13 protein-coding genes and 1 tRNA gene are annotated in these 15338 nt (G+C 45.9%); 5 read left to right on the plus strand and 9 right to left on the minus strand.

All coding sequences use genetic code 11. The annotated features are described in order from the left end of the window. Positions 1 to 143: 143 nt before the first annotated feature. The 3 genes from NQ502_RS01795 to NQ502_RS01805 are packed head-to-tail and all read right to left on the minus strand — an operon-like array spanning position 144 to position 4605. Entirely contained in the window at positions 144 to 1994 is a 1851-nt protein-coding gene (locus tag NQ502_RS01795) for an ABC transporter ATP-binding protein (RefSeq protein WP_028528126.1), read from the minus strand. Beyond that, positions 1994 to 4144, minus strand: a complete 2151-nt coding sequence (locus tag NQ502_RS01800; RefSeq protein WP_028528125.1) for an ABC transporter ATP-binding protein — start codon at positions 4142 to 4144, stop codon at positions 1994 to 1996. The genes NQ502_RS01795 and NQ502_RS01800 overlap by 1 nt, the downstream gene beginning before the upstream one ends. Continuing rightward, the gene (locus tag NQ502_RS01805) at positions 4141 to 4605 is read right to left on the minus strand and encodes a MarR family winged helix-turn-helix transcriptional regulator (RefSeq protein WP_049898077.1); all 465 of its coding nucleotides are present in this window, start codon (positions 4603 to 4605) and stop codon (positions 4141 to 4143) included. Before NQ502_RS01805 ends, NQ502_RS01800 begins: the two co-directional genes overlap by 4 nt. Positions 4606 to 4970: 365 nt before the next feature. Here NQ502_RS01805 and NQ502_RS01810 point away from each other — a divergent pair, with 365 nt between their 5' ends. Next, a complete protein-coding gene (locus NQ502_RS01810; protein ID WP_028528124.1) occupies positions 4971 to 6380 on the plus strand; it encodes an MFS transporter in 1410 nt (469 codons plus the stop codon). Positions 6381 to 6443: 63 nt separating this feature from the next. Here the strand turns inward: NQ502_RS01810 and NQ502_RS01815 are convergent, their stop codons facing one another. From NQ502_RS01815 to NQ502_RS01840, 6 genes are all read right to left on the minus strand, one after another. Beyond that, positions 6444 to 8930, minus strand: a complete 2487-nt coding sequence (locus tag NQ502_RS01815) for an ABC transporter permease (protein WP_028528123.1) — start codon at positions 8928 to 8930, stop codon at positions 6444 to 6446. Continuing rightward, the gene (locus tag NQ502_RS01820) at positions 8917 to 9612 is read right to left on the minus strand and encodes an ABC transporter ATP-binding protein (protein WP_028528122.1); all 696 of its coding nucleotides are present in this window, start codon (positions 9610 to 9612) and stop codon (positions 8917 to 8919) included. The genes NQ502_RS01815 and NQ502_RS01820 overlap by 14 nt, the downstream gene beginning before the upstream one ends. Positions 9613 to 9707: 95 nt before the next feature. Continuing rightward, a complete protein-coding gene (locus NQ502_RS01825) occupies positions 9708 to 10631 on the minus strand; it encodes a sensor histidine kinase (RefSeq protein ID WP_028528121.1) in 924 nt (307 codons plus the stop codon). After that, entirely contained in the window at positions 10619 to 11287 is a 669-nt protein-coding gene (locus tag NQ502_RS01830) for a response regulator transcription factor (RefSeq protein WP_028528120.1), read from the minus strand. Before NQ502_RS01830 ends, NQ502_RS01825 begins: the two co-directional genes overlap by 13 nt. A gap of 228 nt (positions 11288 to 11515) precedes the next feature. After that, on the minus strand, positions 11516 to 11950 hold the full coding sequence (locus NQ502_RS01835; protein ID WP_028528119.1) for a hypothetical protein: 435 nt from the start codon (positions 11948 to 11950) through the stop codon (positions 11516 to 11518). A 182-nt stretch (positions 11951 to 12132) separates the two neighbouring features. Continuing rightward, the gene (locus NQ502_RS01840) at positions 12133 to 12729 is read right to left on the minus strand and encodes a GTP pyrophosphokinase (RefSeq protein WP_044983114.1); all 597 of its coding nucleotides are present in this window, start codon (positions 12727 to 12729) and stop codon (positions 12133 to 12135) included. 188 nt (positions 12730 to 12917) lie between these two features. On the opposite strand from NQ502_RS01840, the gene NQ502_RS01845 reads away from it, so the two are divergent. The 4 genes from NQ502_RS01845 (at position 12918) to NQ502_RS01860 (ending at position 15305) form a co-directional block, all read left to right on the plus strand. Beyond that, complete coding sequence (locus tag NQ502_RS01845; protein ID WP_242830246.1) at positions 12918 to 13583, plus strand: TetR/AcrR family transcriptional regulator; 666 nt, start codon at positions 12918 to 12920, stop codon at positions 13581 to 13583. Between the two features lie 128 nt (positions 13584 to 13711). Continuing rightward, entirely contained in the window at positions 13712 to 14578 is an 867-nt protein-coding gene (locus tag NQ502_RS01850) for a DUF4097 family beta strand repeat-containing protein (RefSeq protein ID WP_242830251.1), read from the plus strand. 150 nt (positions 14579 to 14728) lie between these two features. Further along, entirely contained in the window at positions 14729 to 15121 is a 393-nt protein-coding gene (locus NQ502_RS01855) for a pyridoxamine 5'-phosphate oxidase family protein (protein WP_028528115.1), read from the plus strand. Between the two features lie 101 nt (positions 15122 to 15222). After that, positions 15223 to 15305 (plus strand) — tRNA-Leu (locus NQ502_RS01860). Positions 15306 to 15338 lie beyond the last annotated feature (33 nt).

Consider the following 15338-nt stretch of genomic DNA (forward strand, 5'->3'; position numbering starts at 1 on the left):
TACAGTTTCCGCTTCCAGAACGCGCTGTCGCTTTGCTATTCTTCATTATAGCTCTGCTGTTTCTATAAATCAAATAAAAAGAAAACAACTGACAAAAAAAGGAAGCTGCCACCCGGCAGCCTCCCAAAAACATATATTCCCGCTTATGCAGTTACAGCCTCAAACTGAGAGTTATACAGCTTTGCATAGAATCCGTTCTTCGCCAGAAGGGTTTCATGATCCCCCTGTTCGATAATGTCACCGTCCTTCATGACCAAAATGACGTCCGCATCTTTGATCGTCGAGAGCCGATGTGCGATCACGAAGCTGGTGCGCCCTTTCATCAGATTGTTCATGGCTTTCTGGATGCGCGCTTCTGTTCTCGTGTCAACCGAGCTGGTCGCCTCGTCGAGTATCATGACCGGATTATCCGCCAGAATAGCTCTCGCAATTGTCAGCAGCTGTTTCTGGCCCTGCGACACATTGCTGGCATCTTCATTGAGTTCCATCTGGTACCCGCCTGGCAGTGTCTGGATGAAATGATGAGCATGTGCTGCTTTTGCTGCTGCTATGACTTCATCATCGGTAGCATCCAGCCGCCCGTAACGGATATTCTCCATAATAGTACCCTTGAACAGCCAGGTATCCTGCAGTACCATACCGAAGCTCTCCCTGAGTTCGCTTCTGTTGAAGCTGCGCAGGTCATGACCGTCAACACTTATATTTCCTTTGTTGACATCATAAAAACGCATCAGCAGTTTTACCATCGTCGTCTTTCCCGCGCCCGTCGGACCTACGATCGCCACTGTCTGCCCCGGTTCCACATGACAGCTGAAGTCATGGATGATTACCTTATCAGGCTGATAACCGAACCGCACATGGTTGAAATCCACCTCACCCTTTACACGTTCCAGATGAACCGGATGTTCCACCGTCTGATCCTCTTCCTCCTCGCTGAGGAATTCAAACACGCGCTCCGCGGCTGCAGCAGTCGACTGCAGCATATTGGATACCTGCGCCACCTGGGTGATCGGCTGCGTAAAACTCCTCACATACTGGATAAATGACTGAATATCTCCGACTTCAATCATATTTTTAACAGTGAGAAATGCCCCGACTACCGCAACCGCAACGTATCCGAGATTCCCCACGAAGTTCATGATCGGCTGCATCATGCCGGACAGGAACTGCGATTTCCAGGCTGACTGAAACAGTACATCATTTGTCTCATCGAATTCATGCTCCATCTCATCCTCTTTATTGAATGCCTGAACGATCGTATGTCCGCTGTAGACTTCTTCCACCTGCCCGTTGATCTTACCCAGATATTTCTGCTGCGCTACAAAGTATTTCTGTGAAAACTTGACCACGACTGCGATCAGTCCCAGGGATACCGGCAGGATCACAAGTGCAATTACTGTCATCAGCGGACTGATGGAAAGCATCATGATCAGAATACCGATAATCATAGTCACCGAAGTAATCAGCTGAGTAACACTCTGATTCAGACTCTGTCCAAGGGTATCAACATCATTCGTAATCCTTGAGAGGACTTCTCCGACAGTCCGGGACTCGAAATACTTCATCGGCATTCTGTTGATCTTCTGAGAAATTTCTTCCCGGAACCGGTAACAGAGCTTCTGCGATATCCCGGTCATGATAAATCCCTGGATGAATGTCAGCAGTGCACTGATCAGGTACAGCGCAATCAGTATCAGCAGTATCCTGCCGATCTTTTCAAAGTCTATGCCGCCGCTTCCCGAGATCTTTCCGACAAGGCCATTGAAGATCTCCGTCGTAGCCTTTCCAAGGATCTTCGGTCCTACAATATTAAATGCTGTTCCGCCGACTGCAAATATGAATACACCAATCAGCGCAAATTTGTAGCGCCCCATATAAGCCAGCAGTTTTCTGATCGTTCCCTTAAAGTCCTGAGCCTTCTCTCCCGGAACCATTCCCCGTCCCGGTCCATGCATGCGCCCCGGTCTCTGGGGTCTTTCATGTGTCTCGCTCATTATGCACAGCCCCCTTTCAATTCAGCCTCCGAAAGCTGCGATTTCGCAATCTCCTGATAGGATTCGCATTGTTCCATTAATTCCTGATGTGTACCCTTTCCGACGATCTTTCCATCATCCAGCACAAGAATCTGATCCGCATGGAGGATCGTGCTGATACGCTGTGCGACTATGATAACCGTCGCATCTTTCACCTTCTCATTCAGAGCCCTTCGAAGTACCGCATCTGTCTTATAGTCAAGTGCCGAGAAACTGTCATCAAACAACAGAACCTTCGGTCTTTTAGCAATCGCCCGGGCAATCGAGAGCCTCTGTTTCTGTCCGCCGGACACATTGTTTCCTCCCTGTGAAATGCTGCTTTGATACTTCTTCGGCTTTTCATCGATAAATTCCGTCGCCTGGGAAATCTCCGCTGCCTCTTTCATCAGGTCATCACTTACCATATCGCCGGCAAACTTAATATTGGATTCAATGGTTCCTGAAAACAGCACCCCTTTTTGGGGTACCATGCCGAGAAGCTCCCTCAGTTTATGCATGGACAGGTCTCTGATATCCACACCGTCCAGCGTTATGCGGCCGTCCGTTACATCGTAAAACCGCGGAATCAGATTCAACAGTGTTGTCTTCCCACACCCGGTACTTCCAATGATCGCAGTCGTCTTTCCCGGTTCCGCAGTGAAGTTCAAATCTTCCAGAGCATTTTCATCAGCTCCCGGATATTTAAAGGAAACATGCTCAAAAGAGATACATCCATCCCAGTTCTCCCGTGAATCATCCTTTGTATGTTCTTTATCTGTGATACTGATGGTCGTCTCGGCAACCTCATTGATACGAGCGGCAGCCACACCGGCACGCGGAAGCATGATCGAGATCATCGTCAGCATCAAAAATGCCATGACGATCTGCATCGTGTATGTGATGAATGCCATCATATCTCCTACCTGCAGATTTCCGAGGTCAATGCCCTTGCCGCCTACCCACACAATCAGAACAGTAATGCAGTTCATGATCAGCATCATTGCCGGCATCATAAATGTCATAATGCGGTTCGTGAACAGCTGCGTTGATTTCAGGTCCTGATTTGCTGAGGCAAATCTTTTTTCCTCATATTTCTCCCTGCTGAATGCCCGGATGACCGGAAGCCCTGTCAGGATCTCCCTGGATACCAGATTCAGGCGGTCAACCAGTGTCTGCATGATTTTAAACTTGGGCATCGTAACTGACATCAGGATTCCCACTACGACCACGATGGCTGCCACAGCGACAGCGATGATCCATCCCAGTCCCGTCCTGGTATTCGCAACCTTGATGATGCCTCCGATGCCGATGATCGGTGCATACATGACCATTCTCAGCAGCATGACGGAGACCATCTGAATCTGCTGGATGTCATTCGTACTCCTGGTGATCAGGGATGCCGTTGAGAACTGGTCCATCTCGGCATGTGTAAAGTGCAGAACTTTTTTAAATACCCGGTTCCTGAGTGTCATTCCCACCTTGGCCGCCGTATAAGATGCAAGCATGGCCGCAGCCACAGACGCCGCCATCGCCAGTACTGCGAGTGCCAGCATGATACCACCGTTTCTCAAAAGGTAGTGCATCTGATAATCATCCAGGTTGATTCCGATCGCCTGATATTCCTGCTGAATAAACAATACTGCTTTCTGCGCGATCAGGGATTCACTGTAATCCCCGAATTTATCCATCGCCTGCGCTTCGGCCTGCTGCAGTTGTTCCCTGGTCATCTGCCCGCTGTCTACAAGAGCCTTCAGCTGTGAGGCGTTGATTTTGCCGGATTCCTCCATCGTCGACATCATGAGCATGGCTCTTCCCAGGATCGGGTCCAGTGACTCTCTCTCTTTTTCTCCCTCCCCGGTCAGCTCCATATTTCCGTCTGCATTTAACGTATAGGCATTCTGCACCTCTTTCTCTTCCTTATCCGTCATAAAAAGCATCAGGGATTCCAGTGTGTCCGGACGCATCACATCCGGAACTGCCCCTTCGATACCCTTCTGCTGTATGCCGACATCGACAATATCCGATGTGTATGCAGGCAGCGAAAGGTCACAATATGCCTGAATGACAAGCAGAACAATAATACACAGAATCATCCGCTTATGCTCTGCGAGATATTTGAACATATATTTCATTGTCTGACTCCTTCCCGTTTGCTGATCTCATCTTCCATGATATCCGTAAGATCTTCAATATATGCAAGAATCGTCTCCACACGGTCTTCTCCCATCCTCATTATAACCGTGTCTGTGAAATTCTTCAGAAGTTCCAGGATCTCACAATGTCTTTTTCTGCCGTACTCTGTAAGACAGACATAAGTGTTCCTCCGGTCTTCATCTCTTTCATTTCTGGCAATCAGGCCTTTACCCTCCGCACAGCGAAGCAGCCTGGATGCCGTAGGCGAAGAAAACCTCATGATCTTCGCCAGACCGGAAACTGTAATGCCACCACTGTTTTTCTCCTCTTCTTCCCTGTGAATAATTTCCATGGCCATAAACTCCTGCCTGGAAACATCCGGAAACATTCTCTGTATGCGAAGTTTTCGAAATTCATGAGAAACCTGAAATAACCGCACCCTCAACTCTTCATTTTTCATCGCAGCATACGCTCCCTGCCTTTCTATATTGGTATTGCTAACCTTTTGCATTGCTATTAGTTAGCATTACTAAGTATATGCCCACATCCATATTATGTCAAGACTGTATTTTTCGTTACAAAGTCAGGGAAAAAATTTTATAATATACAATTTTTGCAAGATTTTATAAGCAACTATGAAATAAAATGCAAAAACACCAAAAATCACAACAAGAATGCTATAACAAGATTTTCATAAAAATGATAACATAATACCAGTCAATGTTCATGAACAGCCATAAGTAAAATCGAATTACAGATCTAATGAAAAAATTTTATATAGTATCTTTGCGCAAACATCACAATTATTGAGAGGTAAATTCAATTATGAGTAATGAAGCAATCACAACAGCTGGAAGCTGTCAGGCAGCAGGCGTACCGGGCCTTTCCTGGAAAAAGCGCATCGCTTATGGCTGCGGGGATACCGCATGCAACGTCGTATTCGGAATGACGAGTGCACTGCTCACGTTATTCTATACAGACTATGCAGGAATTCCCATCGCAACCGTAGGACTCGTCATGCTGATATCCCGTATCTTTGACGGGACATCCGATTTAGTCATGGGCGTTATCGTCAGCAAAACAAAATCGAAGTGGGGAAAAGCCAGACCATGGATCCTGTGGATGGCAGTCCCCTATGTCATATGCGCAGTCGCAATGTTTACCATACCGCAGACGAGCACATCGCTGCAATTCTGGTACATACTGATCACCTATAATCTGTGTACAACCATATGTTATACGGCAATCAACGTCCCCTACGGGACCTTGTCTACCCTGATGACCCGTTCCTCCCATGAGCGGGACCTGTTATCCATTGTCCGTATGACAATGGCACCGCTCGGCAGGCTTATCGCCGTAACACTGACAATGCCGATCGTAAAACTGTTCGGAGACACCCGGTCAGCCTGGGTGAAAGCAATGATGATGTGGTGCATTCTTGCATTTTTCCTGCTTCTGATCTGTTTTAGACATTGCGAAGAAGATGTTGTCATCAATGCGGCAGAAAACCATCAAAAAGTGTCTCTCGGAAAAAACATCAGGGCACTGCTGACAAACCAGTATTTCTGGGCAACCCTGATACTCTGGATGATCACCTGCATTCACCAGACATTAGTAGGGACTGTTCTGCCGTATTACTGTAAATATATTTTTGGCAATGACAGCTGGATGTACAGCACACTATATATGGCTGAATCTGTGACACTGATCACGGGTGCTCTCCTGTGCCCGGTGCTGCTGAAACGCTTCGAAAAGCGAAGCCTGTCACTGCTCGGATGCATTGTGGCTGTCGCTGCACAGGCCGCATTTCTTCTGAATCCCAGCAGCTACGAGTGGGCTCTTGTAACTTGCATACTGAGAGCTCTTGGTCAGGCTCCCATTACAGCCGTTGTATTTGGTATGATGGGTGATGTCATTGAATTTGGTCAGTGGAAAAGCCATATCCGTCAGGAAAGTCTTGTGTTCGGCGGAGGCTCCCTTGGATTTAAGATGGGGGTCGGTGCAACCAGCGCCATTATCAGCTCCCTGCTGATGCGAAGCGGGTATGTCAGTTCCGAAACAGGCGGTGCCGTTCAGCCGGAATCGGCCAGGACAATGATCATGAATATCTATGCATATGGAACACTTATGATCTGGGTGATCGCCGTGATCGTACTGTTCCTGTACCAGCTGGATAAACGCTATCCTGAGATCATGAAAGAATTAAAACTGCGGGAAGCCCGCGGTGAAATATAGACTTAACTTTCCAATCAGCAAAGGAAAGGCAGAACCGCGTTTCCCGGATTCTGCCTTTCCTCACTATTCAAATTCTTTGATTCGTTCCGCGATCGTACCCCTTCCCGTCAGGCGATGATATGCTGCGATGGGAATCAGCACGCACGCCAGCACAATCAGAACCGCTGCAATTACGACCGGGACCACGGGAATTCGGAAGGCAATCTCTCTGTAATTCAGCGCGCGGTAGCATCCGTATGTAATCCCCATCCCGAGGGTCGCCGTCAGCAGCACTGATCCAAACGCATACAATAGTCCCTCCCGAATCAGCATGCCTCTCATCTGCTTGTCCGTCATTCCGACGCTTTCCATAACAGCCAGGGAAACCCGGCGGTTCTGAATGCCGCCCAGCACGGTGTTGATATAATTCATAAGTCCGATCCAGGCCAGTATCAGTGATATGCCGATACCGATCTCCATCATATTCCCCTGAGCTCTCTCTATGTCCTTCATATCTTCCAGCCTGGACTCCCAGGAAAAGTCTCTTGCATGGGGACTGGTTGTTATGATTTTTTTAACTTCCTTCTCGGTATCCTCATCATACTCTTTCTCATATTGTATGTCTAATTTCGCAATGTATGGATGTTCCGCGTATTGTTTTAGATAAGTATCACTTACAATGACGATCGGAGCACCCCCTGTCGAGCTCCCATAATACGGGTCATCTGTCAGCCCTGCTATATCCAGCTGGTACTGTGTGCCGGTGCCCCCGTCCAGTGAATACAACACACGTTTCCCCTCTAACCGGTTCATATCAAGCGACAGTCCGCCCCGGTAAAGAATGCAGGTCTCTCCCCGCATAAATGCCGCTTTGTCGACATCGCCGCCCAGTTCATCATTCAGAGTGTTAAATTCGGCCTCACCAATACCTTTCAAAAATGAATAAAACTTTTCCGGATTCCTTTTATACGCTTCAGCATCCATATCATAAGAATAATCCTTCCACACTTCATAAAACTCTCTCATCCAGACATCAGAAAAGTCCGGTTCCCAGGGCACGATGATCCTGGCGCTCCACAACGGGCGTATCTCTCTGATACCTGCGATTCCCCCAAGCTCATTCAGGAATGAATCGTCCATGACAGGCATCCAGTCCTCTGTGTTTTCCTTTTGCAGTGTATCGTTTTGGAGTACCAGATCCGTGTCCATGTTATTTGACATCACCGATTTTGCACTCTGGCTTTGGATCAGTGTGACCAGGCACAGAAACACAGACAGGCTCGCTGCCATAGAAAGCATGACAATCCCGGTCTTTTTCCAGTCCTTTTGAAGCTGCTCCCCTGCCATTCTCCACAAGACATGCAGTCTGCCCGTTTTGCGGGTGCGTCTGACCGGAGAACCCGCACGATATCCCATGGCCTCTGCCGGCGATGCCAGTGCGGCCATTTTCGCAGGTCTGCGGCTGCAAAGAAAGACTGTTGTTCCCACGAGCACTATGCTTCCGAGAAAAATCGCAGGATGAAAGGAAACCTCTACTGCCAGTTTATGAATACCGAGTGCCTTAACCGCCGCCGGTATCAGGAGAAATGAGACGGCAAATCCTGTCACAAGACCCGCTCCTGTTCCAACGATGGTGACGCAAAACATCTGTTTTTGTATCAGACAGTATATCTGCCTTTCCGTCATGCCCACCGTCTGCATGAGTCCATAATACCGGATATTGCCGGATACCGACAGGTACAGGATATTATAAATGAGCAGATAGGCACTTAAGCATGTGATAATAACCAGTCCCGCCATTCCTGCGAGAACTCCTGCTGTTTTTTCCGTTGTGACGGTGGGCATAAAATACTGCCTCTTAGACAGTCCCAGACTATCCTCCAGATCAGATAATGTCCTCTGCCGTATGAGAGAACCCCGGAACTTTAGATTAAGCACACCGTTATAGCGCAGCTGATACCCCGACTGTTCATAAAACGTTCTGGATACAAAGAACACATCTTGCGGTCCATATCCCTCCCATATACCGGATATTAAAAATTCTCCGGTATGTATTCCCTTTTTATCTGAATAAGTCAGAATAAACCGGTCTCCCACGTTAAGATTCTCTTTCCCGCAGTTTTCAAGCGCCTCCCTGGTAGCCATCAGTTCATTATATTTCTCCGGGTAATCCCCTTTTACCCATTCCCGTGCCGGAGCCAGAATGTTTTCCCATTGGACTTCGTCACACCACAGCATGCCCGAATACATGGTATCATCCACATCTGTTTCTGTCGCGTATCCTGCATACGCCTCCGCGCCTGAGAATATGATATTCTCATTCTTTTCGCATATCTCCTTTTGTTCTTCCGTAAACCCATTTCCCAGGAGAGCATCATAATCCCCGCCCTGCAGGCGTATTTCCTGCTGATACTGCATTTTGAAATAAGTGACTCCCACAGTCAGGACACTGAACAGCATAAACGCCGACAGCATGATCGCCGCAGTGATGATCCCAAATTTCTGTTTATTTCTGACGAGTGAGCGCCTGCACATCTTAGAGAGAATACCCTGATTATTATTCGCTAACATCTGCAGCACTCCCTTTCATGATTCTGCCGTCCTCAATACGCACAATGCGGTCCGCCATCTGTGCGATGTCATGATCATGCGTAATCAGAACGATGGTCTGCTGAAACTGTTTCGCCGCTATTTTCAGCAGCCCCATTACATCATGGCCGGCAGCCGTGTCCAGATTCCCTGTCGGCTCATCCGCCAGTATTATGGACGGTTTGGAGGCGATTGCTCTTGCGATAGCCGCCCGCTGCTGCTGTCCGCCTGACAGTGTCCCCGGCAATGCTTCTGTTTTATCCAGCAGTTTCAGCAGCTTCAGTATATGCATGATATAGTCTCTGTCTGTCTGTTTCCCGTCCAGTTCTACGGGCAGCGTTATATTCTCATACACGTTTAAGTCAGGAACCAGGTTATAATTCTGAAAAACAAACCCAACCTTCCTCCTGCGAAAGATCGCAAGTTGTTCTTTATTCAGGTTTGTGATATTTCTGCCGTCAACAAATATCTCACCTTTCGTCGGCACATCAAGACCACCGATCATGTGGAGCAGGGTGCTCTTTCCGCTCCCTGACTTCCCGATAATTGCAACAAATTCTCTCTCCCGCACTGCGAAGTCCACACCGTCCAGCGCTTTCACAACAGTTTCACCCAGTCTGTAATATTTTTTTAATGCCCGTGTTTCTATCATCCATGATTCCATCTGTTCATGTTCCTCCTTTACAGATCAAGCATATCTTATAAAAATCACAAACTGCTCACAATCCATGATTATCACAAAACTGTGATAATCACACATCAGTCGTTTGGAAGATATAATTGGAAGTCGGATCCTTTTAAAGCTTCAGAGTACACCTCAATATATCCTTTCTGCAGCGTCAGTATTTCTCTTGCCAGATATAGGCCGACGCCTATCCCTTCCTCACTGTGCACCTCCGGTTCACGATAAAACCTGGTAAATATCTCAGCCTGATGTTCCGGTGCAATTCCTTTGCCGGAATCTCTGATACTGATCTTCGTAAAAACCTCCTGAACATCCACAGATATACGGATACATCCTCCTGTATCCGTATACTTAACGGCGTTGTCCAGAACATTAAAGATGGCTTCCTCCGTCCATTTTCTGTCATGGCAGATCTGAACGCTTTCATCGCACACTGCATATATTTTGATACGTTTCTTCTCTGCCTTTGGAACAATAGCGGCAACAGCGCCTCCCAATGTTTCAAACAGGTAATCTTTCCGCTGGCAGATCTTGATAATGCCTGTCTCCAGCCGGGACATTTTCACCATGCTCTGCAGTAAAAAATCAAGCTTCTCTGTCTGCCTCGTTATTCTGGTAAGAAATTCCCGCTCTTTCTCTGACAGATTTCCTTCCTTTGCAAACAGTTCCAGATACATTTTCATATTGGCGATCGGCGTTTTGGTCTGATGTGAAATATCAGATATCAGTTCCTGAATTTTTCGTTTTTCCTCAATTCCTTCTCTATCTTTCTGTTTCCAGATATGCTGTACTCTCTGCAGTTTTTCATATACCTTGCTCCACAGCGTTTCCCTGTCCACATCCGATTCCGGCAGCTCCCGACCCGATGCCATATCATCCAGGTGCCGCTCCAACAGATTTTCAAATGAATAAATGTCTTTTTTCAGGCATCGCATCTTCCATCCCATCAGGATAATCACACAGCACATCCCTATGATCACAACAATCAGCCCAGCCATTGATATCCCATCCCATAAACATTTGATATATATTTGTGCTGTTCATCCTCTATCTTGCCTCTCAGGCGGTTGACGTTCACTGCAAGCGCGTGTTTATCCACAAATCTGCCATCGATGTCCCACAGATGTTCCAACAGCACCGAATACGTCAGAAGCTGCCCGCTGTGTTCTGACAGATATCTGAGCAGGCGGAATTCTGTGGGGGTCACTGCACATTCTTTTCCATTAACCGTTACTTTTGCCGTGCTAAAATCCATATATAAAAAACCGTCATCAAAAATATTCTTTTTGCAGACCGGTTCTCTTTTCATAATTACGTTTATTTTTTTTAATAAGACTTTCATGGAAAACGGTTTTGTGACGTAATCCTCCGCTCCCAGTTCATAACCTTTCAGGACATCCTCCTCGAGATCCCTGGCTGTAAGAAACAATACCGGGGTTCGTTTCCGGCTCTGAACCCAACTGCAGAAAGAGAACCCTTCACCATCCGGAAGGTTAACATCCAGAAGTATAAGTGCCGCATCTTCTTTCAAACAGGCTTTTTTCGCCTCCTCAAGTGAGTGTGCACACTCTGTACGGTACCCTTCACCCTGCAACGCATAACAAATCCCCTGGTTCAGTTCCCAGTCGTCCTCAACTACTAATACTTTCTGCATCTGCCACCTCTTTTTTGTAATCTTGTTGCCTGAGACTGTATGTAACATATTCCAAATCATATTATACAGGATATCAACCGTCATCACAATTCTGAATGTTCTGGAATCTTTAATGTAACAAAAAATCACCTTCTTCATTATTAAAAGACCCGCCGGTCTGTTAATAATGAAGAAGGTGATTGTAATAAGTAATCGAAATCTTATAGATTCTATATAATAGCTCCCGCTTTATGATTCTGAGGACGTGCTGTCTGTTGCAGCGTTTCCTGCAGCACTGTCACTGTCTGCCGAGCTGCCGCCTGCGGTGCTGTCACTGTCCGCCTCATCGCTTCCTGCCGCACTGCTGTTATCTTTTGATTCACTTCCTGTGCTGCTGCCTGTCGATTCGCTGCCTGCCGCGCTGCTGCTGTCCTTTGATTCGCTGCCTGCCGCACTGCTGCTGTCCTTTGATTCGCTTCCTGTCGTGCCGCTGTCTTTCGATTCACTGTCTTTGGAAGTACTGCTGTCTTTTGAACTGCTTCCCGCCTGACTGTCACTTTCTGTTGAAGAACTATTGGTAGTACTGGATTTATCATCGTCAGATCCGCATCCTGTGAAAACCCCAATTGACAGAGCCGCCACACATGTCAGTGCTAAAAGTTTTAAAGCAAATTTACGTTTCATTTTTGTAAACACTCCTTTCAAGTCATAACCTGTATTGTTGCAGTGATTTTTTTCCGATTAATATCTTTGACTCGTCCTCCCTTCGCTTAGGAATAACTATATCATAGCTGGAAAATGTGACCATTCGGTGTTTAATGTATGAGTTTTTTCTTATGAAACAGTGTTTACTTTCTTAACAAAATCTAAAATTCCAGTTCATATAACTGATTTTCCAGATCTTTCAATTCTGAAGCAAAACCTTTAAACCGCTCACGGATACGCTCCTGATGATCATCTTCCGCCTTATACAGCATACGGTGCTCCATACTCGCCCACAGATCCATGGCAAGAGAGCGGATCTGAATCTCCACAGGATAATACTGTTTTGAGTCAGTCCGATAAACCGGCGTCCCGAGTACCAGATGATAGCTGCGATAACCATTAGGCTTTGGCTGCGTGACATAATCACACTCCTTTACGATTACCGTATCCGAATATTTTTTCAAATGCGAGGCAATCGGGATGATATCCTGTTCGAAGTAGCATATGATCCTGATACCTGCAATGTCTGTCAGATAGTCTTTAGCAGCCTCCAGGGCGGTAGGATGACCCTTTCGTTTTAGTTTTGCCTGAATGCTCTCTGCGTTTTTTATCCGTGACTGTATATTGTGTATTGGATAATCTTTATATCTCATCCGATATTCTTCGTTTAAAGCGTCGATATGCACCAGAAGACTTGACATAGCTTCCTGATACGGTTTTATCATTGTCTGGTATTCTTCCATTTCTGCTGTTTTCATAGACAAAGGATGTTTCACCTCCCAAATTTAGTTGTATCTAATCATAGCAGAGAAATATGATTTTTTTGTGTAGGAAAAAGAAAATATTGGAATCTATTTAATAAAAATTACCGGATTTTTGTTGTTGACATCAGGCTGGTAGAGATGTATTATAAAAAATGAATAATTCATTCACTGGAGGTGATGTTTTGAATGAACGAATGAAAGCTACTGCTGATGCTGCAACCACACTCTTTTTAAGGCAGGGCTACTCGAAGACTCAGATCAGCCATATCGCAAAGGCTGCCGGTGTTTCGGTCGGCACAATCTATCTTGATTTTACCGGTAAAATGGAGATTCTGAATTTTATCCTGGCTTCTGTCATTGATCCGGATTTTATCAAACAGGAATTTGAACGGCCAGTCACTAATGATCTGTTTATTGGAATAGAAAATAAGATTGCAAAATTATTTGACCAGATAAGTGAAGAGTTTTCATGCCATCTTAAAGAAAATGCCCAAGACTATACCTTTGAGGCACTCATATCCGACACGTTTGATCTGTTGTCCAGATATGCAGTCGGCTGTCTGTTCATTGAGAAAAACTACTTTGATTTTAAGTTTTTGAGTGACCATTACCGCGAACACCGTAAAAAGTTCTTTCTGTCCATGAAGCAGTATTTATCTGTTTTTATAGGCAGAGGGGTAGTCCGCCCTTCAGAATATCCGGACCTGGATATAACATTTATTATTGAGACGTTATCCTGGTGGGCAATGGATATGCGCTATACTACCTTTGAAACCAGTGATATCTCATTGGAGCTGGCAAAAAAAATATGTTTAGATAATCTGGTAGCGGCATACGCAATCAATTAGCAGGGCGATATATGCGCCCTCTGATTTTCCCATGTTTATGAATGAATCATTCATTTCATCGCACAGAAAGTGAGGTTATAATGACATTAAAACAACGAATTACTCTTTGCACGACCATAATACTCTGTATGTCCTCATTAACAGGCTGTTCCCAGGATAAGCCCGTTAAACTGACCAATGAGTTGCGCTTCTCTCTTGAAAAAATATCAGATTTAAAGATATCCTATGACGATGAAGAAGTCATCTTTTTCCCTTCAGATGAAAACACACTTGTAATTAAAGAATATATGACGACTCCCAAAGACAATTATTATGCAAAAGTAAAACAGAATCATAGCAGTATACATATCAGCGAAGGAGCCAAACCCATATTCAAGGATAATTTTTATCGTTATATAGAAATTTACCTCCCCGCTTCCTATCAGCATGCTCTTACAGTTACGACATCAGACGGAGATATAGATATGTCAGGCATTGATCTGCATGTATCAGTTCTCCGAATTGACAGTACATCGGGAACTATGCAGATAGACTCAGCAAAAGCAGAGAAAATCTACCTGTCATCTACCAGCGGTACTCTTAAATTAGGTATCGTGAACGGTGATACCATCAGAGTAGAGACTACCAGCGGAGAGGTCATCTGCGAGGAAGTAAACGGATATGTAACATATGCCACTACCAGCGGCAACGCCCAGTTTAGTTCAGCGATCGGCTCCGGAAGTTACAAAGTCAACAACTCCGGCACTCTGTCTGCTGCCTATACTCAGGTTCAGGGTAACCTGACATTGTTTAACAAGAACGGGGATATTAAACTGACTCTTCCCAAAAAACTTGAATTCGGATTTGAAGCTGCTGCAAAGAATGGCACCATTCTCACCTCCTTTCAGGATCAGCTCAGGACTGAAGGTGACACCGTCCGGGGAACTGTCGGCAATTCCCCGGACGTTACGGTCAGAGCGGAAACAAAAAACGGTAATATAGAGGTTACGCAATGAAGAGCAACTTATATTTTGGAACAATGAATAACCGGCAATACTTTTCATCCGTCATCTGTTTAATCATGAAAAATATTGGAAACTACTCAGAAAAAGGTATATAATAAAGAAAACAGGAGTGTTCACCAAAGTACAAAGGAGGAGCCGCAAATGAATGAAGTTTATGATTTCTTAAAAGCATGTGAAACTTATTATCTGGCAACCATGGAGGGAGACCAGCCCCGGGTGCGTCCGTTTGGAACGGTTGACCTCTACGAAGGCAGGCTTTATATTCAGACGGGTAAAGTAAAAAATGTCTCCAAACAGATGAAAGCAAACCCGAAAGTTGAGATCTGTGGTTTCCTGAACGGTAAATGGCTTCGCGTTGCCGGCACTGCCGTGGAAGATGAGCGTATAGCGGCACAGAAACATATGCTGGACGCGTACCCGTCACTGCAGAACATGTATCAGCCGGGCGACGGCAATACACAGGTTTTCTATCTGAAGGATGTGACAGCGACCTTCTCTTCATTTACGGAAGAACCAAGAGTCATCACCTTCTGACAGACAACTGCACAGTACTCATGGATCAGTGATGAATTTGTGGAAATATCACTTGCGCTTTACCTGCAGACATGGTATTATAATGTCTGCGTGTAAAGCAGGCCGGCGTGTCGGAATGGCAGACGAGGCAGACTCAAAATCTGTTGTGGGCAACCACGTGTGGGTTCAAGTCCCACCGCCGGCAGTATCAAATCCAGCATTTTCAGAAGATGCTGGA

The organism is Ruminococcus gauvreauii (genome assembly GCF_025151995.1).
Classification (GTDB): Bacteria; Bacillota; Clostridia; order Lachnospirales; family Lachnospiraceae; genus Ruminococcus_G; species Ruminococcus_G gauvreauii.